Raw genomic sequence first — 24,925 nt, forward strand, 5'->3', positions numbered from 1 at the left:
TGGAGGCATCGCATGCGCCCTCTATGCAACATCATACCGTTGTCCTTCTCGAGGCTATTTGCGGGTCGTTCGCACCGCATACTCGCGCGGCGCTGGCTGCGGTCGGCCCTGTGCCTGAGCATTATCGTGCCGTGCATGGCCAGCGCCGAGCCAAAGCCCGAGCATATGGTTTATTTGCGTACGATTGATCCGAGCATCGAGCAAGACATCCGCTATGCCGGCGCCCACAACTTCACCGGACACCCACTCGACGGCTACGGCGCTGCGCAGTGCCTGTTGTCGCTGGGCGCCGCCAAGGCCCTCGCTCGAGTACAAACGGCGCTGCGCACGCAAGGCTACGGATTGAAGGTATTTGACTGCTATCGGCCCAGCCGTGCTGTCGCCGATATGGGGCGTTTCGCGACGGAACCGGGTGACCCACGCAAGGCCGAGTTCTATCCGCGCGTGGACAAGCAAGACTTCTGGCACCTGGGTTATGTGGCACGGGTTTCGAATCATTCCAAAGGTGGCACGGTGGATCTGACGCTGACAGGTCCAGAGGCTCTGCCCGCCCAAGACTGGAGCCCTTCGGCCGCGCAAGTCGACTGTGCTGCCCCCTATGAGCAGCGTTGGCATGATGGTGCCGTCGATATGGGAACAGGTTTCGATTGCTTCGATGACCGAGCGCATACCGATAGTCCGACGATCAACGCGACCGCCAGAGACAATCGCCAGCGGCTCAGCAGCGCCATGCAAAAAGAGGGGTTTTCCGGGTACTCGAAAGAATGGTGGCACTTCACCTACACCGGGGATGATACGTTGAAGAACGTCATGGACTTTCCCATTACGCCGCTGGAGTCCAGCGCCACCGACCCGCAGCCTCACGCAGCGATGGCGCAGGTGCTGGACACCAGCAACCAGCTCATTGTGGTCACCACAAAAAACTGGACTGATATCCAGGGGACCGCCCAGCGCTATGAACGGCACGGGAACACGTTTGAAAAATACGGCGAGTCGTTTCCGGTGGTTGTAGGCCAAAGCGGACTGGCCTGGGGCAAGGGTCTCAGTGTCGTTGACCAACGCGAGGGGCCAGTCAAACGTGAAGGCGATGGAAAAGCGCCTGCTGGCCTGTTCAAACTGGGAACAGCCTTTGGCTACGACAGCACGGCCGAAACCAGACTGCCTTACCTCCCTCTGACATCGACCACCGAATGCGTGGATGACAGCAACTCCAAACGCTATAACGAGCTTGTCGACGGGTCGACGATAGCCAAGGACTGGAACAGCTCCGAACACATGCGTCGCGATGATGACATGTATCGAAAAGGCATTTTCATCAAGCACAACACGCCAGCATCCCCCGCCTCTGGCTCGTGCATTTTCTTCCACATCTGGCGTGCCCCCACCTCCCCGACACTTGGCTGCACAGCCATGGACCCAGCGGATATTTCTCGTTTGTTCAGCTGGCTGGATCCTCGTCAGTCCCCTTTACTGGTTCAACTGCCCGAAGCGGAGTACGAGCACTTTCGCGAAAGCTGGAACCTTCCCGAGCGTTGATACGGCTGACTCATACACATTCCAGAAACAACAAAGCCCAGCAGTAACCGTCCGGCCAGCACCCACTCCTGACTGCTGCCCAGATTAGCCAAGATCGTGTCCACCACGACAGTGGGTCAGACCCTTTGAAAACCGCCGAGAACCTGTGGCATCACTCTTGCTATCTAACAAATCACATCAGCAGGATTCGCTCCTGCAAGGCAAAGGCGCCTGAACCCGCTGCGGATATTTTGCAGAGGCTTCAGGCGTTTTTTTTTGGCTACCGCATTGGAGATTCAGACGCATGAAGTGGCTCACCTACCCTGCGTTCTTGCTGCTGCGCGAACTGGGCATCGTCGGCATGATCCGCACTCTGTTGGCGATTAGCCTGGCGGGCGGCGCCACCACCCTGGCCGCTGCGACGCTGCCAACAGGGCCGCTGTGGGCGGTACTGGCCTACCTGGCCATTGCCAGCCTGTGGCTGCTGTTGCAGGAGATCGGGCAGTTGCAACGCTACTGTGAAGATTCCGCCCAGCATGGCGCCCAGGAGCCAGTCAGCGCTGCCGAGTGGCTGCTGCTGCAGCCAATCAGACGAAGCTTTCAGCAGTGGCTGAACCGCGAACAACGCCAACAACAACTGTTACAGCAGCGTCTGGATGAAATATCCCACTCCTCACACGAACTCGAACAAAGCGCGGCGCTGGCGACCAGCAATGCCGAAGGGCAAAGCGAATCGGCCACTGTCGCCGCAGCGGCGGTAGAACAACTGAATGTGAGCATTTTGCAGGTGGCGGCGCTGGCCGATGAGTCGCGTCAGACCAGCGTCGTGGCCAGCGAACAGTTGGCCGACGGGATCGACCAGCTCACCAATTTGGTGCAGCAGGTGTCCGATATGGCGCAGCAAGCCATCACCACCAACGAACTGATCCTGCAGTTGAACACCAACTCGCGCACCATCAATGAAATGTCCGGCACCATCCGCGGGATTGCTTCGCAAACCAACCTGCTCGCCCTGAATGCCGCCATCGAAGCGGCCCGCGCAGGCGAGAGCGGCCGTGGCTTCGCCGTGGTGGCCGATGAAGTCCGTCGTTTGGCCTTACACAGCCAGGAGTCGGCGTCAGAAATCAGTCGCAACATCGAATCGGTGCAACAGCACATCAAGGATGCGACGGTGCAAGTGTCCGACTTGACCAATCTGGCGCATCGCAGCGCCGCCAGTTCCGAAGCGGTGTGCGCTCTGCTCAATCAGGTGCAACAGCGCACCCTGCAATTGACCGGGCAGGTCGACCAAGTGGCGGTCAGTACCGAACAACAGGGCAAGGCCGTTGCGGAAATCGCCGAACTGGCCGACCGCGTCCGCCAAGGCAATGCCGACAACCTGCAGGCCGCCGATCAGGCGCGATCCATCGCCCACCATCTGGCTCATCTGACGGGGTAATCAGCATGAATGGATTGCACGGACTACCGCTCTTGCTCGCCGCTGCCACCGCCTTGGCCACCCTGATCCTGCTGTTCTATGGCTTGCACCGGCGCCTGCAGCGGCAAAATCGCCAACATATCCAGTTGAACATTCGCCAGCTGGCCTTGTTGCGTGCACTGATATCCGGGTTTCAGCGCCATCGCGGCCTGAGCAATGGCGTGCTCTGTGGCGATGCCAGCCTGAGTCAGGATCTTGCCACCGCACGCCAGGGGCTGGACCAGCATATCCGTGCGGTCCAGGAGTTCGACAGCACGCACCGGGACGCCTGGAACAGCTTGATCGATCACTGGTCGCGCATGCGCGAAGGGAGCAGTAGCGACCGGGCGAACAATCTGGTGCAGCATCACCTGATCATTCGCAACAGCATCTTTCTGATGGAGGATGTGGCGAGCGAAATCGATCTGACCGAGGGCCGTACCGAGCTGGGCTACCTGCCCTGCATCTGGCGCGAGGTAGTCCAGGCGGCAGAATGGGCCGGCCAGGCGCGCGCCCTGGGCACCGGCATCGCGGCGGCCGGTCAGAGCAGCGCCGAGCAGCGCGTGAGGATGCGTTTTCTCTACCAGAAGATCGAGCTGCTGGCCGGCACGGCCTTCGCCACTCTGCAACGCCACGCCACCGATCACCCGCAGGCTGACGTGTTCCGCCTGCAGCATCGCGAACAGGTGGTGGAGGATTTTCTACGCTGCACAAAAGAGGAGCTGCTCGACCAGGAACAACCCGTGATTGCCGCCAAGACCTACTTCCAGCGCGCCACCCAAGCCATTGATGAACTGCTGGCCTTAGTGGATGCGGCGCTGGCTCAGCTACAGCCCCGCTAAGGAGATGTAAGGCGGTGTAGTTCGGACGGTTACGCCCAGCACGAGTCTGGGCTTTATTGTTTCTGATCGGTCCAGCGCGCAAGCCCCACCAAACAGAGTTTGGCGGGGCTTCGTCTTACAGGGCCATATCAGTCGCTGGATTGCTTTCTTTCTGTGGTTTCGCTTGAGCAGGAGCTGCTGTTTGCGGAGCCACTGCCTTGTCAATCACAGGCGGTGGGTCAAGTTGCAGGACTTGACTGGTGTATGTCCATTCCTGATAAACACGCTCAGGACTGTCGTTCAGCTTGGTGCCGTAACTCGGGATGATCTGGTGCAGCTTTTCCTGCCAGGCAGGGGTCGCAACCTTGTCCTTGAAGATCTTCTCAAGCACGCCCAGCATGATCGGAGCCGCGGTGGACGCGCCTGGCGATGCGCCCAGCAAGCCTGCAATGCTGCCGTCCTGGGAGCTGACGATCTCGGTGCCCAGTTTCAGGATGCCGCCCTTCTCTTCATCACGCTTGATGATCTGAACGCGCTGACCGGCTTGCCACAGGCGCCAGTCTTCCTTCTTGGCGTTCGGGAAGTATTCCTTCAGGGCATTCATGCGGTCGTCATCCGACAGCATCAGCTGGCCGGCCAGGTATTCAACCAGTGGGTACTGCTCGATGCCCACCTTGGTCATTGGCCAGAAGTTGTGCGTGGTCGTGCTCGTCAGCAGATCGAAGTAGGAGCCTTCTTTCAGGAACTTCGTGGAGAAGGTCGCGAACGGGCCAAACAGAATGACGCGCTTGCCATCCAGCACGCGGGTATCCAGGTGCGGAACCGACATCGGCGGTGCGCCAACCGACGCCTTGCCATAGGCCTTCGCCAAATGCTGTTCAGCGATTGCCGGGTTATCGGTCACCAGGAAGGAGCCGCCGACAGGGAAGCCTGCATACTCTTGTGCTTCAGGGATGCCCGACTTCTGCAGCAGATGCAGTGCACCACCGCCCGCGCCAATGAACACGAATTTGGCGTCGGTCTGGGTTTCTGAACCGTCTTTCAGGTTCTTGTAGGAAACGCGCCAGCTGCCATCTTCATTGCGCTTGATGTCTTCCACTTCGCTCGAAAGCTTCAGCGAGAAGTTCGGCTTGGTTTGCAGATAGCCGACGAACTGGCGGGTGATCTCGCCGAAGTTCACATCCGTACCAATCGGAGTCCAGGTTGCCGCGACCTTTTGATTCGGGTCACGACCTTCCATCATCAGCGGAACCCATTTCTTGATCTGTACCGGATCTTCCGAATACTGCATACCGCGGAACAGTGGGCTCGCCTGCAGTGCTTCGTAGCGCTTCTTCAAGAACTGGATGTTGTCATCGCCCCACACAAAACTCATGTGCGGAGTGGAGTTGATGAACGAATTGGGATTCTTCAACACGCCATTCTTGACCTGCCAGGCCCAGAATTGGCGCGTGATCTGGAAGCCTTCATTGATTTCAACGGCCTTGGGGATCTCGACCTTGCCATTCTTGTCTTCTGGCGTGTAGTTCAGCTCAGCCAGAGCAGAGTGACCGGTCCCGGCATTGTTCCAACCGTTGGAGCTTTCCTCGGCGACGCCATCGAGACGTTCAACCATCTCCATGGACATGCCAGGCTCAAGCTCGTTGAGATAAACGCCCAAGGTCGAACTCATGATGCCCCCGCCGATCAGGAGCACATCGACTTTCTTTGTCTCAGCTGCGTGCAAAGGCATGAGGACCATCGACATGGCCAGGCCGAGTAGCCCCGTGTTCACTTTTTTTAACATTCAGTAATACCTAGGATAGAACGCCATCCACCCACCACCCTTGATCATGAAGTGCCCCGGCTCACGACATGCAATGCCGCAGGCCGCCGCCCCCTGCACTCAGAAAGACTGATGGGTGGACATATAAGACCGATAGACGCTATCGGCCTCACGTTTAGGCCCCTCCCGCGCTGACTTCTTATTAGTCATTGGCTTCAGCTACTTGGGTGACACTAATTCTGTTTGTAAGTTATCGGACGCTGGAATGAACAGAAGAGCATCCAGACCGCGGCATTCTACCTCAGGTCTCCCAAATCGACGAAGAAGCAAAACTTTCTCATTCTTCGACACCTGCTACACAAAGGGCTTCGCGCAGCACCTGTTCCAGAATGGCAAAAAAGCTTTTGATGTGGGCCTGTTTCAATGCTTGAGGCCGGGTCACCAGATAGACCTCCATATCCGGCAGCTGGATATCTGGAAACACGGCTATCAGGTCCTTTGCCAGAATACGCGGCAGCACGGCAACGCCCATCCCTCGCCTTACGGCTTCGATCTGTGCCGCGAACGAATTCACTCTGATCTGCGCACACTCCAGGCCCGCGGCCTTTGCCGCACGCATTTGCGGCAACATGTCCAGCGGAGGGAGCAAGGCAATATTCACCACGGTGGCCGGAGCCGCCGCTGGAAACCGCTTCAGATAGACCGCATCAGCGAAGACACCATAAGCGAGCTTGCCCATGGGTCGATAAACCAGCGACGGCTCGCCCAAGTGGGCTGTGCGGATAGCGATATCCGCCACTCCGCGGACGATCTTGTGAAAGTCGGCGGTTACCAGCAACTCCACCGAGCAACGCGGATGAATAGACGTAAAGCGCTGTGAGGCCTCCAGCACACAAGACGAAAATCCTTCCCCGGCGCTGACCAGGACACTGCCGCAAAGCTCCGTTGGTAATCGGGACGCGCCGGTAGCGGTTTGACGCCTCAAGCCCTCCTCCGCGGCCAGGGCAACTTCAACGAGGGATTGGCCCCGCGAAGTCAACCAACATCCTTCAACTCCGCGCTCGACAAGTGGCTCGCCGAGTGAGCCCTCAAGCTGGGTAATCCGTCGGGATACAGTAGACGCAGCAATACCCAGCAATTGGCCGGCCTGAAGAAAGCTGCCACGTCGCGAGACTGCCAACAGCAGACGGAGATCATCCCAATTCGCTTCTGAACTCATGTTGCATGCCCGTTGCTTTGCAAATGTGCAAAGCCATTATGCAGTAGTCGCTGTTTTTCGGGAGTAACGGCAACGGTATATCTATCAACCTTGGTCAATGAAGGGATGACACATGCACAGCACATTCGTCACGGGCGCAACCGGCTTGTTGGGCAACAACCTCGTGCGTGAACTGGTCGCGGGTGGCTACGAAGTCAAAGCCCTGGTCCGTTCAAGAGCCAAAGGTGAACAACAGTTCAAATACCTGCCGGGCGTGAGACTGGTCGTGGGTGACATGGCCGACGTCGATGCATTCGCAGCGTCGATGCAAGGCTGCGATACGGTGTTTCACACCGCGGCGTTCTTTCGCGACAACTACAAGGGCGGCAGCCACTGGGAGGAACTCGAAAGGATCAACGTGGATGGCACGCGGCGCCTGCTTGAGCACGCCTACGACGCCGGTGTCCGACGTTTTATCCATACGTCTTCGATTGCCGTGCTCGACGGCTCTCCCGGCACATCAATCGATGAGACTTGCCTGCGAAACGAAGCCAATGCGGATGACTACTATCGCAGCAAGATCCTCGCTGACCGTGTCGTATTATCGTTCCTGGAAGACCATCCCGACCTGCATGCCTGCATGGTCCTGCCTGGCTGGATGTGGGGCCCTGCCGATATTGGCCCGACCTCCTCGGGGCAGTTACTCAACGATGTCGTGCGCAATAAACTGCCCGGCGTGGTTCCCGGTAGTTTCTCTGTCGTCGATGCTCGCGATGTGGCCTTGGCGCAGATTGCCGCAGCGAAGCGCGGGCGACGTGGCGAACGCTATCTGGCGGCGGGACGCCACATGACGATGGGTGAGTTGGTCCCCTTGCTGGGCACTATCGCGGGCGTCAAGACGCCACGACGGCAATTGCCGCTGTCACTGCTATACGCCTTGGCTTTTGCGCAAGAGATCTACGCGCGCCTGACCGGCAACCCCATTCTGCTGAGTATGGCGACAGTGCGCTTGATGGTGCGCGAAGCCGAGCGCACACATTTCAACCCTCACAAGAGCGAACAAGAGCTTGGCCTGCGGTTTCGCCCCGTCGAACAGACCCTTACCGATACGCTGGACTGGTACCGCGATCATGGCTGGTTTCAAAAGCTGTAGCACTACACCAGCGCAATCGCGGATTACACAGTTTCGCCTTGCACTCCAGCGGCGGCGATGCTCAGGCGATTTCTACCCTGCGACTTTGCCAAATACAGTGCGCGATCGGCCAGATCGATCAGCGACTTTTCATCATGGTCGCTATCGTAGGCGGTATAAGTCGCCAGTCCCAGGCTGGCGGTCACGATACCGAAAGGACTCGAAAGGTGTTCAAGTCGCGCGTGAGCAATACCGAGCAGGATCGCCTCGGCAACCGAGCGGGCGCCCGATTCGTCCGTATTGGGCATCACGACGGCGATTTCTTCACCGCCGTAGCGGGCGGTCATGTCACCTGGACGGCGCACGCACTGTTTGATCAACTGACTGATTATCCGCAGGCATTCGTCTCCGGCGAGATGCCCATAGTGATCGTTGTAACGTTTGAAAAAATCGACATCGATCAAGATCAGTGACAGAGGGCTTCGGAGTCGCTTGGCGCGTTTGAATTCGATATCCAGAAACTGATCGAAATGCCGACGGTTGGCAAGACCGGTCAGCTTGTCCTCGCTGGCGAGAATCTCCAGCGTATGGTTAAGCTCGATCAGCGCAGTCTGGGTGGTTCGCAGTTCTGCCTCTGCCCGAATACGATGACTGATATCGGCAATCAATCTGCGCCCCAGCGCAACCAGGAGCCCCAACAACACTGCCACCACCGCGGCAGATTGCTTTGCCTGGCTCCACCACGCTTGCATTGCCTCGTCCTGGCCCACCGCGACAGTCGTTACGAGGGGATATTGAGCGCTTCTCGTGAACGCGTAGATTCGATGTATGCCATCGACTTTTGAAGCAAAATCCACGGTGCCTGACGACATCTTGCGCAGGTACTCGGAAAATATTGGCGCAGGAGACAGATCACGCCCGATGTCATGCTCCTGGAATGGATACCTCACCAGCAGACGTCCTTCGGATGAGGTCAGGCTGATCGCGCCGAACTGCCCTACTTGAATGGTTCGATATAGCTTGAGGAAGTGTTCGAGACTTAAGGTGGCGGCTATCACCCCGGCAAAACTTCCATCCGGACGATCGATACGCCGACTGACCGAAATCACCCAAGCGCCGGTGGCACGACTGAGAATCGCCGGGCCGATGAAAATCCCGCGGTCCGGATTGTCGCGGTGATGCTTGAAGAAATCTCGATCAGCGTTGTTACTGTTGGGTGAAGTGGGCTTGTTGGTCGAGAATATCCAGTCACCCTGGGCGTCATACAGCACCACGCTGTTCAATTGCGCCAGCGCATCCATCTCCTGAGCGACCAGCACTTTCAGGCGATCGAGATGCTCCGGGCCGACCCCGTCTTTCTCAATCCTTTCTGTCAGCCCCAGCAGTACCACTTCACTTTGCTTGAAGGTGCCCTCGGTGTAAGTGTTGAGTGCATTGGTCAGATTCAATGTATCGGTTTCGATGTCACTCAAGGTGTTCTGGCGGGCTGTCCAAATCTGCCAGGCAGTCAGCAGCACCACGGATACACACACCAGGGAGGTCAGCAAAGTGGCAAGTCGGAGATCGCGTTTCAAAAAAGTACCAAGGCTGTTGAGTGCACATTCATCAAAGGCTCGCGCAGTATAGACACCTTCGAACGGTACTAATGACTGGAATGAAAGCTATTGGCCAGCTTTCTTCCGGTTTGAACACAATTCATCTCGAGCTTATCGACTACGACTCACTCCCCGCCTTCCCCCGGTTTACCGCTGAACATGGACTCAGGCCTGTCGAGCGCAGGCCGGTCATCAGGCTGGTTCGCTGCTGACGAGCTGTTTTTGCGGTCTGACGATCAGCGCAAGAACGACGACCAGTGCCAATGCGAGCATCAGCGTGCCAGCGGAGAATGCGGCGGCGACACGCTGCGCGAACAACGCTTTGGCATCGGTCACACTGGAGCCGGCGGCATCGAACACGACGATAAGAATGGCGAGTCCCAATGAGCCGCCAAGCTGATGAGCCACATTGACCAGCCCTGAGGCCGCGCCCGCATCTTCCGGGGCAACCCCTGCGACGCCAGCGACAGTGAGGGGACTGAGGGTGCAGCCCTGACCGATGCCGATGAGCATCATGGGCAGAGCGACTCCGGTCAGGTAGGCGGTGTCCGCGGAAACCCGACTGAGCCAGGCCAGCCCCAGCAGCGACAAGGTCAGGCCTGCGGCGAGGACAGGTCCATTGCCAAACCGATGTGTCAGTCTCGGTACCGCCATCGCCGCCGCGAAGTTCACCAGCGTCGTTGGCAGAAAGGCGACACCGGCCTCGAACGGGCCATAGCCGAGCACACCCTGAAGGTACTGGGTCGTGAAGAACCAGAAGCCAACCATCGCCCCCAGAAAAAGCACGCGAGCAGCATAAGCCCCTGCACGTTCCCGGTTCGCGAACAGTCGCAGCGGCATGATCGGTTGCTCGGCTTTGCCTTCGTTGAGCACGAAAACTGCCAGCAGCAGGACACCCGCCGTAAATGTCACGAGCGTGGTCGAGTCGCCCCAGCCATCACTTGCAGAGCGGACGATGCCGTAGACGAGAGAGCTCATGCCCAACGTCGAACAGAGGGCACCCACCACATCGAGCTGACCGGGGCGGCGCACCGTCTCTGCAAGGTAGCGCCGGGCACCGAGCATTAACGCAATCCCGATAGGCAGGTTGATGAAGAAGCCGACGCGCCATGAAAGCCAGTCCGCAATGACCCCGCCGAGCACCAGCCCGATACTGGCCCCGACACCGGCGGTAGCGCCGTAGTAAGCGAATGCGCGTGTTCGCGCCGGGCCTTCGGCAAAGTTGGTCGACAGCAGGGCCAGCGTCGATGGGGCGAGAATCGCGGCACCCACACCTTGCGCCGCACGGGCAATAATCAGCCAGGCTGGCGACTGCGCAAAACCGATAGCCAGCGATGCCGCAGTGAACAACATCAGCCCGCCTACCAGCATTCGACGACGGCCAAGAATATCGCCGGCCCGAGCCCCCAGGAGCAGCAAACCACCGAAGGCAAGCGTATAGGCGTTCTGCACCCAGGAAAGCCCGGTATGGGTGAATTGGAGGCTGGCCTGGATCTTCGGCAACGCGGTAATGACAATCGAAATATCGAGGACGATCATCAGATAGCTGACGAGCACAATCGTCAGCACTATCAGTTGGTGAGAACCGGATTCGGTGTGAGCTGAAGTTTTCATGAATTAGATGCGCCCATTCTTTCTGTGGCATCCAATTTACCCAACGCAGCTGTCAATGATTAGACGGCACAATCAGCATGCCTACATGAGCTGAGCTCATAGCTCCATGTACTTTTATGGTCTTAATGGCAGGACGGCACATTCATAGGTCTCTACACACTACCCCGTAGCCGCTGTCGAGCCCGCGAGGCTGCGTTCGAGGACGCAGTCCTCGCAGATACTGCGTACATGGTTCGCCTGAAAGAACATGTTGCTTGATTTTACGACTGCTTCGCAGCCGAACGCAGCCTCGCGGGCTCGGCAGCTGCTACGAGCGTTTACTCGTGCCGCAACAGCGTCCGTTGCGGGCTACAACACCTTGCGTCGCAGCCTACACCTGCGCCAGAATCCGCCGGCTTGTGCGCCTTGGGCCTGGCCCCTATTGTTTCCGTGTCGCTGCCCATTCAGCGACCGGGTTTCGCAGCCCGGGTAATCTCTAGACGCACAACGTCCCCGTTCGTGAGCAGGTGTCTTTATGCCTGTCAGTTCATGTTATGGCGGTTGTGCGTGGGAGACCTTCGGGTCTGCCGGTTCTAGAGTCCCGGTCTGCGAACCCGCGTACAGCTGCCACCTCCCTTTGCTTCGCAGCGAATCGTGGCAGCTCCATGACTCTAGGAGCATCACCATGTTCAAAGCTACCCCCAATCCCCCGAAACCGACCCCGTTTCCCCCTACGCCTCTCTCAATTCGAAAGAACTCCACGCCGCCGCGCACCGCGCGCTCGATCATTACCTGGTGCTGCCCGAGACCAAGGCATTGTTAGCCGACCGACGCCCCGGCTGCATTTTCGTCATCGCCCCCGATGTCGACAGCGAAACCCTGTTGGCCCATGCCTGCGAAACCCTGGCCTCGGCCAATGTCATGGCCAGCGATCTGGCGTTTGAGCTCGACGGTCCCAAGCGCAATACCGCGCTGGCGATTCAGCAGATGATTTCCCTGGCTGAACTGGCGGTTAATCGCGCACTGGATCACCTCGATCCACCTGAACCGGCGTAGGAGCTGGAACAAAAAAGACAGGCTGATACTTATGCTCTGATGAGCGTGGCTTTTTGTAGGAGCCGAGCGCGATGGCGATCCCAAGGGTCCCATCGCCGGCAACAGCTAGGCGCGATACCGCAGCGCCTCAACCAGTACCGCTAACGCCCGCGACGATTGACGACGACTTGGATAGTAGAGATGGTATCCGGGGAACGTTGGGCACCACTCTTCAAGCACCTGAATCAGACGGCCTTCAGCCAGGTGCTCGAGCACCAGGTCTTCCGGTATGTAGGCAACGCCAAACCCGGCCAACGCAGCCCTGAGTATCTGGGAGCTGCTATTGAATACCAACTGCCCCTCAACGCGAGCTTTCACTTCATGCCCGTCCTTGATGAACTCCCAAGCCATCAACCCACCGTAGGTAGGTAATCGCAGGTTGATGCAGTCATGGTTGGCCAGGTCTTGTAGCGTCATCGGCGGTGCACTCCTGGCAAAGTAGGCGGGAGCCGCCACAACCGTCATCCGTAAATCCGGGGCAATGCGCGCGGCAATCATGTCTTTGGCGACCTGATCGCCCAGCCGCACCCCGACGTCAAAGCGCTGCGCAACGATGTCGGCCAGCCCATAATCGATGGTGATTTCCACCTTGATGTCCGGGTATTCCGGCAAGATTTTCGACAGCTTTGGCCATAGAACAGTATTCACCGCATGTTCCGCGGCAGTGATCCGTATGGTGCCCACAGGCTTATCCCGGAACTCACTCAGCGCCGCGATTTCGGATTCAATTTCCTCGAATCTGGGACCCAACGTGAGAAGCAGGCGTTCACCGACTTCGGTGGGCGATACGCTGCGCGTGGTACGCGTCAGGAGCCGCAGCCCCAGCCTGGCCTCCAGGGCACGAATGGTGTGACTCAGCGCAGACTGCGAGACCCCGAGTTGCGCAGCTGCCCGGGTGAAGCTTCCTTCACGCGCGACGGCGACAAAGGCAATCAGGTCATTGTAGTTCTCGCGGGGCATTGATTAGTCCAGCTCATCAAGGATTGCTCATTATGCGGCTTGAGAGATCGATCTACTAACGCCAGCAACACTGCAATGGCGCAGGGCATCGCTTGTTGCGTGTGGCGCAGGTTCAATGCGATCAGGATGAACCTGCGCCTCTCACTCAATAGCCCAGCGAAAGTCCGGTGTTACGCCGCGGATCGTTCGCACCATAGAAGCGGTTCTTGCCGACCGGTTTTGCACCGAGTGCCGGTGCACCGACCAGAATCGCCGCAAGATGGTTGGCGTCCTGCGGACCGATGAACTTCTGTCCCCAGCTTTCGAGGATTTTCCGAGTGTCCGGGCTGACGGCGAACGCTTCGAGATTGGTCTCTTCAGGCAACCACTGTTGATGGAATCTCGGTGCATCGACCGCTTCCTGAATATTCATTCCGTAGTCGATCACATTGAGGATGGTCAGCAAGGTCGCCGTGATGATGCGACTGCCTCCCGGCGTGCCAACGACCATGACTGTTTTGCCGTCTTTGGTGACGATGGTCGGGCTCATTGACGACAGCGGTGCTTTGCCTGGAGCGATCGCGTTCGCTTCACCCTGCACCAGACCGTACATATTGGGCACGCCCACCTTGGAGGTGAAGTCGTCCATTTCGTCGTTGAGCATGATGCCGGTCTTGCTGGCCATGACCCCTGCCCCAAACCAATCGTTGAGGGTGTAGGTCACCGAGACCGCGTTACCCCACTTGTCGACGATCGAGTAGTGCGTGGTGTTGTTGCCCTCGTGTGGCGCTACCCCAGGTTTGATATCACGGGAAATGCCGGCTTTTTGCGGGTTGATGGCGGCACGTAGCTTCGCCGCATAGCCTTTGTCCAGCAGATGCGTAACCGGGTTCTTGACGAAGTCGGGGTCGCCCAGATAACTGTTGCGGTCAACATAGGCGTGACGCATGGCCTCGATCTGATAGTGCAGCCCTTGCGCCGAGTGAAAGCCCAGGCTGGGCATCGGGTAACCTTCGAGGATGTTCATGATCTCGCAAATAATCACCCCACCCGAACTCGGTGGCGGCGCAGAGACGACGTGATAGCCACGGTAGTCGCACTCGATCGGCGCGAGCTCGCGGGTCTGATACTTGTCGAGGTCAGCTTGAGTGATGAGGCCCTTGCCGGCCTTGCTTGAGTCGACGATGGCCTGGGCAACCCAGCCCTTGTAGAAGCCGTCAGCACCTTTACTGGAAATTTCCCGCAGCGTCTTGGCCAGGTCCTTTTGCACCAGCTTTTGACCAACCTGAAGCGGCTCGCCATTACTCAGGAAAATCGAGCCCGAATCGTGAATGTCTTTCTTGAATTGGTCGGTTGCGGTATCGAGCAGGTCGACGTCGCCCTGCTCAAGCACGAAACCGTCCTCGGCGTACTTGATGGCCGGTGCGATGACATCGGCACGCTTCATCGTGCCGTATTTTTTCAGCGCCAGCTCCATCCCCGACACCGTCCCCGGCACACCGACTGCCAGATGTCCCTTCGAGCTCAGGTCCGGGACGACATTGCCATCCTTGTCGAGGTACATGTTCGCGGTCGCCGCCAGGGGCGCCTTTTCGCGGAAGTCGAGGAAAGTCTTGCGGCCATCGGCCAGCTGGATAGTCATGAAACCACCGCCACCGATGTTGCCTGCCGCCGGGTAAACCACCGCCAGCGCATAGCCGACCGCGACCGCTGCATCGACTGCGTTACCGCCGTCCTTGAGGACGTCGACGCCAACGTGGGTGGCCAGTCGTTGGGCGGTGACCACCATGCCGTTTTCGGCGGCGACCGGGGCTTGCGAAGCAGCTTGCGCGCAGGCGCAACCAAGAGCGAGTGCAGTCGCTATCAGCGATTTGGCAAGGGGCTCGAATTTCATAAGTCGATTCTCTTGTTTTAAGGAAGGGGAGCGTCGTGTCGGATGGCGACAACCCACAAACTGTAGGACAGTTTTCGCATTCCTGAGCCGCCAAATCTCCACAAACAGACTATCGCCTCCCGCTCCCCCCTGAAGACATGCGTCAGCGGGGGAATACGTGCGTTTGCGTCACTGTGTACTTTGGGTCGTTTCCAGCCTGTTGCGTCCACCGGTTGAATCCACAGCCAAAAGCGGACAGTCAACGGTGGAGTTAAGCGGCGGTGAAGCCGCACGCCTTGGCGCTGGTGAAATTGCGGTCGCGGTTGTTGACTGCCTTGAATTTACTGCCGTCGATGGCGACCAGATTTTCTCCGAATAACCCCAGCTGCTGGCAGAGCACGACGAACTGGCGGCAGACGCCTCGGATGGCCTTGCTGTTGTCTTTTCGGAAGTTGGCGATGGTCTTGAAATCCGGCATCAAACGTCCGGTCAGCCACATCAGCTCGACGTTGCGTTGGGCTTCTCGTTCCAGCCGTCGGCTCGACTGAATGCGATTAAGATAGCCATAGATGTAGATCTTCAGCAGGATCGCGGGGTGGTAAGCAGGACGTCCTGTGACAGCTGGAATAGCGCGGTCAAAACCCAGAGTGACCAAGTCGAGTTCACCAACGAAGACGTCGACTACGCGCACCGGATTGGTATCGCTGATGTAGTCGTCGAGGCTCTCGGGAAGTAAGGTGCTTTGGCCTCGATGCTCACCTTGAATAAAGCGCTTCATGGGCGATCCTTGCGATGAAATCCTCAGAAATCATAGCAAGGGATTTCGGGCTGGATAGATACTCAATCGTGGACTTATTGAACCAGCTGCCGGATCCCTAGAGACAAAATCAAACCGCCGCATAATCGATCAATAGCTTTTTTCCTCCTTCGATACGCTGAAGCGATCTTAGGTTGCGAAAGAGCGATTGCGACCACTCCATACCAAGTCATCGAAACCACTACTACGACTGCCAGCATCGACAAAAACGTGCCAAGTGAAACGTGGGCGGGGGCTGCCGCTGAAAAAATAGCGGCATAGAAGGCCATAGATTTAGGGTTGCCAATGTTCGTAACGACGCCCTGAATGAATGACTGCCGAAAATTTCCGACGACACGATTGTTACAGGGGGTAAGCGCGCTCTTCCCGGCCTTGATCAGCAGTCGGAATCCAAACCACATCAGATAGGCCGCCCCCAGAACTTTTACGATCAGCGCCGCCCAAGGGAGCGCAGCAAATACAACGCCGATACCTGCGATTGCACAGGTGGCCCAGAATAAATTGACCAATACGATGCCTGCTACTAAGGCCAGAGCTTCTGACCGCGTAGCAGCCACCGCTTTGTGGACTACTGCAACGAAATTTGGCCCTGGAATAAGGACACCGGCCAGGTAAACCAAAAAGACTGTCAAAACGGCGGGACCATCGATCATGTGCATTCCTTGCGAGTGTTGTGGCCGGGGACGGTCATCATTCAGTTCAAGGCCGCCCGCGGCTTCAACGTACAACGAAATAATAATTCGATACAGGGCTTTTGAGCGTAGTTGTGTTTTTACACACTCTGGGCCGAGAGCCGTCAGTCGTGGGGGAGGTTCCCGACCCGAAGCAATGGGGAGACGTTCATGTACGGATATTGAGCTTACAGAGTTGCCTTTAGTGCTGTTCTACGCCTGTAAACGATCAGGCTGCTCGATGTAGCTATAACCAAGGTTCGGCCAGTATAGGAGAACCCAAAAGCTCTCAGTTCGATCTCGATAGCCAGCTTGTGAAAGGTACTAGCCTGTTTATATCGGGCGCCATGCAGCCATGAACCCGGCTCGATCAAAAGTAAATGATGGCAGGGCCAATTCAAGGGGACGTTCTCGACCACCCAACCGTCAAAAGCACCCACAGGCAGGCTACCGCCATTGATGCCGGCCATGGGGATAGCTCTGCCCGCCAGTGGCCCGATACCTTCAGCCTCCAGGTACTGGTTACTTTCTACATCCCCCGTATAGTCTGTTGCGATCTTCTGACCTGTCAGGCAATCGATAACGCTACGTCCTGCGCTTGAGGTCACCAGTAACAGTTCGGAGTCGCGGTCGAAACCAACTTCCAGAAGGCTTCCCACGGCAAACTGAGCGGCGATTTCCCAGGGGGATGGTGGTGGGGAGATGGGAAGCTGGGCGATAGTCTGGCGCAGTGGATCGAGGTATGAAGTATTCATGTCGGTCGAACGAACCTGAAAATTTCGCTGCACGTTAGCACAGGTGATGTGAGCGCCCACTTTCAACCCATGGCAATAATTTCACCGGCCAATGGTCGGTGAACATTGGCGGTTATCTGATCTGAAAAAGGCGTGAAATCGCGACCAAGGCTTTCTCACCGTCAGCCTCATAGAGACCAAACAAGAACGCTTGGTCGGTGAGGCGATGTAGATGGAAATAGTTATAAAAGGCTTGGCCAAGGCGCTGCTTCTTGAACGTCCCTTGGTTCCAAAGGCCAAGAAACTCGTTATAGGCGGCGTTCTCGATTTCCAGCCTCGGTCTGCTGTCCATGTGAATCTCAATTGATGGTGAGCGCTGGCAGGATCCTACAAAGCCCAAACTGGCAGTGCAAGGCGCCTTAAATTAAATGTCCGGTTTTGGCCGATTTCTGCCTCTCGTGAAGGGTGGTCATCGGCCCAGGCTGTGTGAAAACGCATCCATCGTGCTTAGATCTGCAACGTTAAATCTGCCCTCTTGAATCAGTCACACGCGCAGTAGTGGCTAGGCTTATCCCAATGGTCTTGTGAGGAAAGCAATGGCGGCTCTTCGACGTGCTCCCATTCCAGATACCACTCGTATGTTTCGTTGTCAGCCTTGAATTCATGTTTAACAGTCCAGCCAAGCTCCACGAGCTTTTGAGCCCGGCGAAGGGCGTGTGTCTTAGTCATTCTCGGGGCTTTCATAACTGTCATCGTGCGTATGATTGCTGAGGATTTTAACGCAGGAGTTGCCCATGAAGCGCTTCATTCAAGGCGAATATCGCGGTCAAAGCACTTTGCTCCCCGAGAGCCTTGACGACTACGTCGGCGATACCAATCCGGTGCGCGTAGTCGATGTCTTCGTTGACGAACTCGACCTGGTCTCCTTGGGTTTTGACGGCGCTATTCCAGCTGACACAGGCCGGCCTGCTTACCACCCCGCGATCCTGCTGAAGATCTACATCTACGGCTATCTCAACCGCATTCAATCGAGCCGGCGGCTGGAACGAGAAGCCCAACGCAACGTTGAGCTAATGTGGCTAGCGACTTCGGCATTCAACGCTGAATGTCGAAAACTGGATCATACGCAACGTGGAGGCTCGCCAATTTCGAGCCTCCTCAGAAGGAATGGGTCATCTGCTGACCGTAGCGATTTGCTTCGCACGACCGTTCTGTTTGCCAATCAGATACACCAATAGCGAACCGATAGCGGTCAATGCGCAGAGCGGCATCAGTGCAATTGGAAAGCTCCCGGTCTGATCACGCAGTACACCGATCACCGAACTCATGGCGCCCGTACCCAAGTGGGCAAAGGTATTGATCGCTGCAATCCCTGTGGCCAAAGTCGCCGGCGGCAGGGATTCGGAGCAAAGTGCCCAGAACGGCCCCTTGATCGCATAGTTACCCATCAATACGAGCGTCAGCAGTACCAACGTAATGGTCAGGGAGTCCGTGAACAGCGTGGCAGCGAAGCTCACCGCAGTAATGGCTAGCGGAATAGCAGTGCTCTTGATCCGCTCCCCGCTCTTGTCCGCACGCAGTCCCCAGAAAATCATGAAAGCTGCGGCCATGCCGAACGGAATCATGTTCAGCAGACCCGTTTGCATGTTGGTCAGATGGAAGGATTTCAGGATCTGCGGCATCCACAACGACAGCGTGTTGCTGGTTGCCGAACTGCCCATGTAGATAATCGAAAGCACCCATACATATTTGTTGGTAAACACGGCCTTGAGGGTGCCGCTTATGCTATGAGCGTGCTGAGGAATACCACTATCGCGCGCGGCCTTATCGTTAGTCAGTTGCTCGCCTAGCCAATCCTGCTCCTGCTGAGTCAACCATTTCGCTTCGCTTGGCCGATTGGGCAACACTTTCAGCGCGAGCAATCCCAGCGTGATGGCGGGAATGGCTTCAAGCATAAGCAACCACTGCCATCCCTTGAATCCTGCCAGACCGTCTAATTGCAACAGCAGTGCCGACACAGGTGAGCCGAGAAAGTTGGAGAGTGGTATCGCCACCATGAATAGCGCAACTATTCGAGCCATGTACGCTTTAGGGATGCATTGCGTGAGGTAAAGAATGACTCCGGGAAAGAAGCCGGCTTCGGCTGCACCCAAGAGGAATCGGGAAATCGAATAGGATATTGGCCCGACCGCAAATGCCGAACAGAAACCGACGATGCCCCACGTGATCATGATGCGCGCGATCCACCGGCGGGCACCGAAACGCTCCATGGCCATGTTACTGGGCATTTCGCAAAGTACATAAGCGACGAAAAAGAGCGTGGCGCCGAATCCGAAGGCACTGGCCGTCAGGCCGATGTCCTGGTTCATGGTCAGTGCAGCGAAGCCGATATTGACTCGGTCAATGTAGGCGATGAAATAACAGAGTACGAGAAAGGGTATCAGGCGAACCCCTAACTTGCGCATAGTCGATTTTTCAATTTCAGTATTGGATGGCTTGTTCATGGAAACCGCTCTCTTGTAATTGTAATAGGCTGCTCTTGCGCAGAACCTCTCGATGCGGCACGAGAGGTTTGACTGCAACGTCGCATTTCAGACTTTCTGCAAGTTTTCGTTACACGTGGGTAGGATGAATGGTCATCTGCAAATGCGTGGGTGAAATTCAGCCTTCGCGTTTTGCAAAACCGAATAACCTTTGAGGTGCTTGCACGAGCAACGATTGGCTAAGCTGCATCGAACACTCCAGGGCTTGCCGCTGATCGATTACTGTGCCGAAACCGATGCTTTTCTCATGCTGCGTGTGTGGCCAGTCGCTGCCCCATACAAGTTGGTGCAGGCCGAAACTTTGCTCCAACAGCGGTAATGCCGATCGGGCGAAATTGATGTTTTGTTGCGGCGTACCTCCCAAACGATAAATTCCCGATACCTTCATCCAGATCGACCCTCTCGATCCCAATTCCAGTAACTCGGAAAACCCTGGCTGATCAACTCCCGAACTGGCATCCGGCCGTCCGAAGTGGTCGATAACCAGCTTCAAACCGAACGGCGTCAATTGATGGATCAGTGCCGGCAGATCCTTTACCTCCCGATGCAATTCGACATGCCAGTCAAGATCAGCGATGTGGCTGAAAAACTCTCTCCAGGCGCGATTGCGAAAATCAGGTAACGCCTTGCCCATCAGGTTCAAGCGAACGCCGACCACGCCTATGTGAGCCATGTCATTCAACGTGGCACGACTAACGCCTGGCTCTAGCACGACCACTCCTCGCAACTGCTCCGGCACTTGCCTCAGCGCCGCCAGCAGGTAGCTATTGTCGATGCCCAGAAAGCTCGGCTGCACCAATACGCCGTGACTCAAACCATGGGCACCCAGGTGATTCAGATACTCCGCAAGCGTGGCATCGTAGTCAGGGGCGTAACGCCGTGTAGCGGCCAGCTTCAGCCCCCGACTAAAGACATGAGCATGGGAATCGATGCCAGTGATCGATGTTGAACAGGTATCAGACATGGGTTTTATCTATCGCAAGTAATGATCATCACGCTCGGGCGCTCTCGCTGCCTTTAATCGGGACGTATGGGATCGCAGCTTCGAGACTACGACCACGTGTTTCCGGGAGGCAAAGGGCAGCGATAACTGCCACGCCGTAAGCGATCCCGGCGTCGATGCCAATGGCCGAGCCCAGTGACATGGAATCACTCATATGGCCGACCAGAAACGGGAATACCGCCGAGAGCACTCGGCCGAAGTTGTAGCAAAACCCCACGCCAGCGCCGCGCACGTCCGCTGGGTACAGCTCGTTGAACAGTGCGCCGAGGCTGGCCGGAATGCCCGCCGCGAAGAAGCCGAGCGGAAAACCGAGGAATAGCATTTGGGTATTGGTCAGGGGCAGGAACACGTAGCACTGCACGGTAACGACGCAGCACAGGGCGAACAGCACGATATTTTTGCGGCGGCCAATACGGTCGATCAAGAATCCGCTGACGACGCAGCCACACCAGAAGGCAAAGATGATCACGGCAAGGTAGCCGCCAGAGTTCAGCACCGACAGGTTGCGTTCGGTCTTGAGGAATGTCGGCAGCCACGTCATCACGGCGTGGTACCCGCCGTGTGCGCCCAGGCCCAACAGCCCGCCGAACAGTGTCACGCGGATCAGTTCAGGACGGAAAATACCGGCCAGGGATTTGAAAAAACTTTGCGCGATGGCTTGTTCTTTTTGCAGACGCTGGAAGCTGTCGGGCTCCTCGACATTGCGCCGTACCCAGATGATCAGGAGCGACGGCAACAAGCCAACGATGAACATCACACGCCAGGCCATGTCTTGCGGTACGAAAGAATAAATCAACGCAAAAACCCCGACCGCCACGCCCCAACCTACGGCCCAGGCGCTTTGTACGGTGCCCATCACTTTGCCGCGGTATTTCGGGTTGATGGTTTCGGCCATCAGTACCGCGCCGGCGGCCCACTCACCGCCAATGCCGAAGCCTTGCAGCGCCTTGACGATCAGCAACTGCTGGAACCCGGTGACGAAGGCGGACAGAAAGGTGAAGAAGGAGAACCACAAAATCATCCACTGCAACGTACGCACCCGGCCGTAGCGGTCGGACAACGTCCCCCCTACCCAACCGCCGATGGCCGAAGTGACTAGCGTGACGCCGCTAATCAGCCCAGCATCGCCCTTGGTCAGGGCGAAGGCGGCAATTAACGCCGGAATTGCCAGGCCGAACATTTGTACTTCCAGTGCGTCCAGCGACCATCCACCGAAGCAGGCCCAAAACGTTTTGCGCTCCCGAGGAGTGACTTGGCGATACCAGCTGAACATGATTTCTTATCCTTATAAGTGGAACATGAGGCAGCCGAGAGCGAACCGCGCCGCTACGAGGCCAGTCATGGCAAACAAAACGATGAATCCGGCAGCGATCGATTCGCCGGTGAGCGATCCGCTATTCAGGCAATGCGCTAGCGAATGTCCACGCTGTAACGGAAATGCTCGGCATGCCCACGGGAACGCCGCCACTCCAGAGGCGAACCGGCGTAGTCACGCGCCAGACGCTCGATCACCACCACGGGACTGTTGATCGGTATTTTCAATAATCGCGCATGCACGTCATTTACAGACTCGGCGGTGAGTGTTTCTTCGGCAGAGGCGACGACCTGACCGCAGACTTCTTCGTAAATCGGGTAAAGCAATGGCCCTTTTCGATTCAGGTCAATCTCTAGTAGCGGCTGAAACCGGCTGCGAGGCAGCCAGATTTCTTCGGCAAGTACCGGCTGAACATCCAGAAGACGAACGCGGACAATGCGAATAACCGGCGCGTCGATTGGCAGCCCTAATGCATGGGCCACCGCTGAGGGTGCGGCCACCGGCTCAATAGACAGGATGCGACTCTCCGGTACCTGGCGTTCACCCGCAGCGGTCTGGAAGCGGAAGAATCGGAAAAGCGAAGATTGAAACTGAGGCCGACGAACGAAGGTGCCTCGACCTTGCTGACGCTCCAGAACGCCCTCACTGACCAGCGCGTCGACCGCTTTGCGCACGGTGCCAGTGGACAGTTTGTACTCCGCTGAAAGCGCGGCTTCAGTGGGAATGGCCTCCCCCGGACGCCAGCGATTGTTAGCAATCTGTTCAGCCAACTGATCACGCAGGCGTTGATAAAGCGGTAGGCGGACATCACTGGACAGGGAATTCATCGACTTTATTCACCTTGTTATCTAGTCATATATATGAATATTGGGCGAGTATTCTCCTGATGCATTTTTCTGTCAAGAAGGGTTACCGAACCTGGCGGACGAACGGTGGGGTGGACGGCCGTCTGCTGTTCCGAAACGGTCGAATCTTGCTTGTTGAACGTTGTTGCTCGGGAATCGCATCCCAGGACGATTGTTGCCCGCCGCTACCGGCAGAAATCGGCCAATAGCAGTCTCTCATGTGAGGCTGCGAAACCTCGGGGGCTCAAGCATCTGGATTGAGCGTCTCCCTAAGTTCCGCCCATTGCAATAGTGCATCCAATGCCGGACACAGCGCCTGGCCCCACTCTGTCATGCGATATTCTACTTTAGGCGGTACTTGCGGATAGGCGGTGCGATGCACGATGCCATCCGCTTCCAACTGGCGTAACTGCTGAGCGAGCATCTTCTGGGATATCTCGGGGATTAGCTTTTCCAGCTCGGAAAAGCGTTGCACCTGGCCACCGAAGAGGTGGAACAGGATCACCAATTTCCAGCGGCCTTCGAGTTGCCGGAGCACGGCTTCCACGCTGCAGGCCGCGGTCGACGGGGTATAAATCTCTCTCATATTTACCTAACTTACTTTTTCGTGGGTTCTTGCCATTTGGTAAGCCTACAGCGAGCATGTGGGTGAAGCCATCCTCACATCAGCGAGGAAATACGCCATGAAAATCGAATTGCCTGAATCAATCGCCAGCTACCTTGCAGCCGAAAAAAATACCGACATCGAGATACTGGAGCGCTGCTTCGCCACGGACGCCACCGTGCGTGACGAAGGCCACACATACAAGGGACTGGAGGCTATCAAAGCCTGGAAGCAAGCCTCGCAGGCCGAGTATCAATACAGCATCGAGCCATTGAGTAGCTCGCAGAAAGGACTGACCGTCACCCTGCTCGCTCGGCTAAGCGGAAACTTTCCTGGTAGCCCCGTCGAGCTCACCTACACCTTTGTACTCGACGACAGCAAGATCGCATCCTTGGAGATCCGCTGATGAGCATCGCACTGGAACTCGAAGGCCGCCGGGCATTGGTCACCGGAGGAACCAAGGGCATTGGAGAAGCCGTCGTCAGCCGCTTACGCGAGGCTGGCGTAAAAGTCCTGGTAGCGGCGCGTTCGCGTCCCGAGCACCTGCCCGAGAACATCTTCGTCTCGGCGGACATCACCACCAGCGAGGGATGTGCCAGCGTCATTGATGCCGTCCATGATCGTCTCGGCGGGCTCGATATCATCGTTCATGTCGCAGGTGGATCATCGGCTCCCGCCGGTGGCTACGCGATGCTCGATGACCAGGAATGGCAGCGGGCTCTAGACCTGAACCTGCTCTCGGCAGTTCGCCTCGACCGAGCACTACTGCCCATGCTGCTCAAGCAGGGTTCGGGCGTCATCATCCATGTCACTTCTATCCAGAACCAGCTGCCGCTACCTGAATCCACCCTGGCGTATGCCGCTGCCAAGGCCGCGCTTTCGAACTACAGCAAGGGTCTTTCCAAAGAGGTCAGCCCCAAGGGCGTGCGTGTGGTCCGGGTGTCACCGGGATGGGTGGAGACGGAGGCCTCAGTCGCCTTTGTGAAGGAAATCGCGAGGCAGAACGGCACCGATTATGAGGGTGGCCGCCAAATCGTGATGGGCTCGCTGGGAGGTATCCCGATCGGACGCCCCGCCAGACCAAAGGAAGTCGCTGATCTCATCGCATTCCTTGTCTCGCCGCTTGCGAGCTCCATTACTGGCACCGAATATGTGATTGATGGTGGAACAGTTCCGACCGTGTGACGCTGTTCTTAAGTCAGCATGAATTGTGGCGTGCCCCGTACCGGCTTGCCTCCACTTTTCTGAGTGAAAGACAAAGCGTGAAAGTGAAAAAAGTAAATCTGTGCTCTGTCGCTTGAGCGTCTGCAATGGGTCCAGAGTGTGTAAAAACGCCTTTGCGAACCCTTGCTATGATTTCTGAGGATTTCATCGCAGGGATCGCCCATGAAGCGCTTTATTCAAGGTGAAC

Annotated in this window: 21 protein-coding genes and 2 pseudogenes; 8 read left to right on the forward strand and 15 right to left on the reverse strand. The window is 57.1% G+C overall.

Going from position 1 to position 24,925, the window contains the following annotated elements; genetic code table 11:
* Positions 1-12: 12 nt before the first annotated feature.
* The 3 genes from ACIPIN_RS06270 to ACIPIN_RS06280 all read left to right on the forward strand — a co-directional run bounded on the left by ACIPIN_RS06270 (position 13) and on the right by ACIPIN_RS06280 (position 3,813).
* Complete coding sequence (locus ACIPIN_RS06270; RefSeq protein WP_401116707.1) at positions 13-1,536, forward strand: M15 family metallopeptidase; 1,524 nt, start codon at positions 13-15, stop codon at positions 1,534-1,536.
* 340 nt (positions 1,537-1,876) lie between these two features.
* Positions 1,877-2,953: a methyl-accepting chemotaxis protein gene (locus ACIPIN_RS06275; protein ID WP_401116755.1), complete on the forward strand. Its 1,077-nt coding sequence runs from the start codon at positions 1,877-1,879 to the stop codon at positions 2,951-2,953.
* 5 nt (positions 2,954-2,958) lie between these two features.
* Entirely contained in the window at positions 2,959-3,813 is an 855-nt protein-coding gene (locus ACIPIN_RS06280) for a nitrate- and nitrite sensing domain-containing protein (RefSeq protein ID WP_401116709.1), read from the forward strand.
* 115 nt (positions 3,814-3,928) lie between these two features.
* Here the strand turns inward: ACIPIN_RS06280 and mqo are convergent, their stop codons facing one another.
* Together mqo and ACIPIN_RS06290 are read right to left on the reverse strand one after the other, a co-directional pair.
* A complete protein-coding gene (gene mqo / locus ACIPIN_RS06285) occupies positions 3,929-5,578 on the reverse strand; it encodes a malate dehydrogenase (quinone) (protein WP_401116711.1) in 1,650 nt (549 codons plus the stop codon).
* Between the two features lie 316 nt (positions 5,579-5,894).
* Positions 5,895-6,776 (reverse strand): LysR family transcriptional regulator, encoded by an 882-nt coding sequence (locus tag ACIPIN_RS06290; RefSeq protein ID WP_401116712.1) that lies wholly within the window; start codon positions 6,774-6,776, stop codon positions 5,895-5,897.
* A 112-nt stretch (positions 6,777-6,888) separates the two neighbouring features.
* Here ACIPIN_RS06290 and ACIPIN_RS06295 point away from each other — a divergent pair, with 112 nt between their 5' ends.
* On the forward strand, positions 6,889-7,908 hold the full coding sequence (locus ACIPIN_RS06295) for an SDR family oxidoreductase (protein ID WP_401116714.1): 1,020 nt from the start codon (positions 6,889-6,891) through the stop codon (positions 7,906-7,908).
* A 23-nt stretch (positions 7,909-7,931) separates the two neighbouring features.
* On the opposite strand, the gene ACIPIN_RS06300 is transcribed toward ACIPIN_RS06295, so the two are convergent.
* Positions 7,932-9,461 carry a diguanylate cyclase gene (locus ACIPIN_RS06300; RefSeq protein ID WP_401116716.1) on the reverse strand — a complete coding sequence of 510 codons (1,530 nt, stop codon included), beginning with the start codon at positions 9,459-9,461 and terminating at the stop codon, positions 7,932-7,934.
* Positions 9,462-9,674: 213 nt separating this feature from the next.
* Positions 9,675-11,096: an MFS transporter gene (locus ACIPIN_RS06305; protein ID WP_401116718.1), complete on the reverse strand. Its 1,422-nt coding sequence runs from the start codon at positions 11,094-11,096 to the stop codon at positions 9,675-9,677.
* A 774-nt stretch (positions 11,097-11,870) separates the two neighbouring features.
* Here ACIPIN_RS06305 and ACIPIN_RS06310 point away from each other — a divergent pair.
* Complete coding sequence (locus tag ACIPIN_RS06310) at positions 11,871-12,131, forward strand: DUF6124 family protein (RefSeq protein WP_401116719.1); 261 nt, start codon at positions 11,871-11,873, stop codon at positions 12,129-12,131.
* A gap of 105 nt (positions 12,132-12,236) precedes the next feature.
* On the opposite strand, the gene ACIPIN_RS06315 is transcribed toward ACIPIN_RS06310, so the two are convergent.
* The 6 genes and pseudogenes from ACIPIN_RS06315 to ACIPIN_RS06340 form a co-directional block, all read right to left on the reverse strand.
* On the reverse strand, positions 12,237-13,130 hold the full coding sequence (locus ACIPIN_RS06315; protein WP_401116721.1) for a LysR family transcriptional regulator: 894 nt from the start codon (positions 13,128-13,130) through the stop codon (positions 12,237-12,239).
* A 145-nt stretch (positions 13,131-13,275) separates the two neighbouring features.
* A complete protein-coding gene (gene ggt, locus ACIPIN_RS06320) occupies positions 13,276-15,003 on the reverse strand; it encodes a gamma-glutamyltransferase (RefSeq protein WP_401116722.1) in 1,728 nt (575 codons plus the stop codon).
* 274 nt (positions 15,004-15,277) lie between these two features.
* Positions 15,278-15,760 (reverse strand): annotated as a pseudogene (locus tag ACIPIN_RS06325) (transposase); the annotation flags it as partial.
* 74 nt (positions 15,761-15,834) lie between these two features.
* On the reverse strand, positions 15,835-16,452 hold the full coding sequence (locus ACIPIN_RS06330) for a LysE family translocator (RefSeq protein ID WP_401116724.1): 618 nt from the start codon (positions 16,450-16,452) through the stop codon (positions 15,835-15,837).
* A gap of 206 nt (positions 16,453-16,658) precedes the next feature.
* Positions 16,659-17,225 (reverse strand): hypothetical protein, encoded by a 567-nt coding sequence (locus ACIPIN_RS06335; protein ID WP_401116726.1) that lies wholly within the window; start codon positions 17,223-17,225, stop codon positions 16,659-16,661.
* A gap of 112 nt (positions 17,226-17,337) precedes the next feature.
* Positions 17,338-17,556 (reverse strand): hypothetical protein, encoded by a 219-nt coding sequence (locus ACIPIN_RS06340; RefSeq protein ID WP_401116728.1) that lies wholly within the window; start codon positions 17,554-17,556, stop codon positions 17,338-17,340.
* A 442-nt stretch (positions 17,557-17,998) separates the two neighbouring features.
* Between ACIPIN_RS06340 and ACIPIN_RS06345 the strand changes: the two are divergent.
* Positions 17,999-18,286, forward strand: a pseudogene (locus tag ACIPIN_RS06345) (transposase); the annotation flags it as partial.
* 90 nt (positions 18,287-18,376) lie between these two features.
* Here ACIPIN_RS06345 and ACIPIN_RS06350 read toward each other — a convergent pair.
* The 5 genes from ACIPIN_RS06350 to ACIPIN_RS06370 all read right to left on the reverse strand — a co-directional run bounded on the left by ACIPIN_RS06350 (position 18,377) and on the right by ACIPIN_RS06370 (position 23,496).
* Positions 18,377-19,708: an MFS transporter gene (locus ACIPIN_RS06350; protein ID WP_401116730.1), complete on the reverse strand. Its 1,332-nt coding sequence runs from the start codon at positions 19,706-19,708 to the stop codon at positions 18,377-18,379.
* Between the two features lie 157 nt (positions 19,709-19,865).
* A complete protein-coding gene (locus tag ACIPIN_RS06355; protein ID WP_401116731.1) occupies positions 19,866-20,711 on the reverse strand; it encodes an amidohydrolase family protein in 846 nt (281 codons plus the stop codon).
* Positions 20,712-20,739: 28 nt separating this feature from the next.
* The gene (locus ACIPIN_RS06360; RefSeq protein WP_401116733.1) at positions 20,740-22,023 is read right to left on the reverse strand and encodes an MFS transporter; all 1,284 of its coding nucleotides are present in this window, start codon (positions 22,021-22,023) and stop codon (positions 20,740-20,742) included.
* A gap of 137 nt (positions 22,024-22,160) precedes the next feature.
* On the reverse strand, positions 22,161-22,892 hold the full coding sequence (locus tag ACIPIN_RS06365; protein WP_401116735.1) for a GntR family transcriptional regulator: 732 nt from the start codon (positions 22,890-22,892) through the stop codon (positions 22,161-22,163).
* Between the two features lie 262 nt (positions 22,893-23,154).
* On the reverse strand, positions 23,155-23,496 hold the full coding sequence (locus tag ACIPIN_RS06370) for a winged helix-turn-helix transcriptional regulator (protein ID WP_401116737.1): 342 nt from the start codon (positions 23,494-23,496) through the stop codon (positions 23,155-23,157).
* 97 nt (positions 23,497-23,593) lie between these two features.
* On the opposite strand from ACIPIN_RS06370, the gene ACIPIN_RS06375 reads away from it, so the two are divergent.
* Both ACIPIN_RS06375 and ACIPIN_RS06380 read left to right on the forward strand, forming a co-directional pair.
* Entirely contained in the window at positions 23,594-23,920 is a 327-nt protein-coding gene (locus ACIPIN_RS06375; RefSeq protein ID WP_401116739.1) for a nuclear transport factor 2 family protein, read from the forward strand.
* The gene (locus ACIPIN_RS06380; protein ID WP_401116741.1) at positions 23,920-24,699 is read left to right on the forward strand and encodes an SDR family oxidoreductase; all 780 of its coding nucleotides are present in this window, start codon (positions 23,920-23,922) and stop codon (positions 24,697-24,699) included. The genes ACIPIN_RS06375 and ACIPIN_RS06380 overlap by 1 nt, the downstream gene beginning before the upstream one ends.
* Positions 24,700-24,925 lie beyond the last annotated feature (226 nt).

Source organism: Pseudomonas sp. NPDC087697 (assembly GCF_044743155.1).
In the GTDB taxonomy this organism is placed as follows: domain Bacteria; phylum Pseudomonadota; class Gammaproteobacteria; order Pseudomonadales; family Pseudomonadaceae; genus Aquipseudomonas.

What these genes read in the sequence shown, in the direction of transcription:
- ACIPIN_RS06370 (WP_401116737.1), bottom strand. Translation starts at nt 23,496, where the DNA reads ATGAGAGAGATTTATACCCCGTCGACCGCGGCCTGCAGCGTGGAAGCC.
- ACIPIN_RS06270 (WP_401116707.1), top strand. Translation starts at nt 13, where the DNA reads ATGCGCCCTCTATGCAACATCATACCGTTGTCCTTCTCGAGGCTATTT.
- ACIPIN_RS06360 (WP_401116733.1), bottom strand. Translation starts at nt 22,023, where the DNA reads ATGTTCAGCTGGTATCGCCAAGTCACTCCTCGGGAGCGCAAAACGTTT.
- ACIPIN_RS06315 (WP_401116721.1), bottom strand. Translation starts at nt 13,130, where the DNA reads ATGCCCCGCGAGAACTACAATGACCTGATTGCCTTTGTCGCCGTCGCG.
- ACIPIN_RS06350 (WP_401116730.1), bottom strand. Translation starts at nt 19,708, where the DNA reads ATGAACAAGCCATCCAATACTGAAATTGAAAAATCGACTATGCGCAAG.
- ggt (WP_401116722.1), bottom strand. Translation starts at nt 15,003, where the DNA reads ATGAAATTCGAGCCCCTTGCCAAATCGCTGATAGCGACTGCACTCGCT.
- ACIPIN_RS06355 (WP_401116731.1), bottom strand. Translation starts at nt 20,711, where the DNA reads ATGTCTGATACCTGTTCAACATCGATCACTGGCATCGATTCCCATGCT.
- ACIPIN_RS06305 (WP_401116718.1), bottom strand. Translation starts at nt 11,096, where the DNA reads ATGAAAACTTCAGCTCACACCGAATCCGGTTCTCACCAACTGATAGTG.
- mqo (WP_401116711.1), bottom strand. Translation starts at nt 5,578, where the DNA reads ATGTTAAAAAAAGTGAACACGGGGCTACTCGGCCTGGCCATGTCGATG.
- ACIPIN_RS06335 (WP_401116726.1), bottom strand. Translation starts at nt 17,225, where the DNA reads ATGAATACTTCATACCTCGATCCACTGCGCCAGACTATCGCCCAGCTT.
- ACIPIN_RS06365 (WP_401116735.1), bottom strand. Translation starts at nt 22,892, where the DNA reads ATGAATTCCCTGTCCAGTGATGTCCGCCTACCGCTTTATCAACGCCTG.
- ACIPIN_RS06295 (WP_401116714.1), top strand. Translation starts at nt 6,889, where the DNA reads ATGCACAGCACATTCGTCACGGGCGCAACCGGCTTGTTGGGCAACAAC.
- ACIPIN_RS06290 (WP_401116712.1), bottom strand. Translation starts at nt 6,776, where the DNA reads ATGAGTTCAGAAGCGAATTGGGATGATCTCCGTCTGCTGTTGGCAGTC.
- ACIPIN_RS06275 (WP_401116755.1), top strand. Translation starts at nt 1,877, where the DNA reads ATGATCCGCACTCTGTTGGCGATTAGCCTGGCGGGCGGCGCCACCACC.
- ACIPIN_RS06330 (WP_401116724.1), bottom strand. Translation starts at nt 16,452, where the DNA reads ATGATCGATGGTCCCGCCGTTTTGACAGTCTTTTTGGTTTACCTGGCC.
- ACIPIN_RS06375 (WP_401116739.1), top strand. Translation starts at nt 23,594, where the DNA reads ATGAAAATCGAATTGCCTGAATCAATCGCCAGCTACCTTGCAGCCGAA.
- ACIPIN_RS06340 (WP_401116728.1), bottom strand. Translation starts at nt 17,556, where the DNA reads ATGGACAGCAGACCGAGGCTGGAAATCGAGAACGCCGCCTATAACGAG.
- ACIPIN_RS06280 (WP_401116709.1), top strand. Translation starts at nt 2,959, where the DNA reads ATGAATGGATTGCACGGACTACCGCTCTTGCTCGCCGCTGCCACCGCC.
- ACIPIN_RS06380 (WP_401116741.1), top strand. Translation starts at nt 23,920, where the DNA reads ATGAGCATCGCACTGGAACTCGAAGGCCGCCGGGCATTGGTCACCGGA.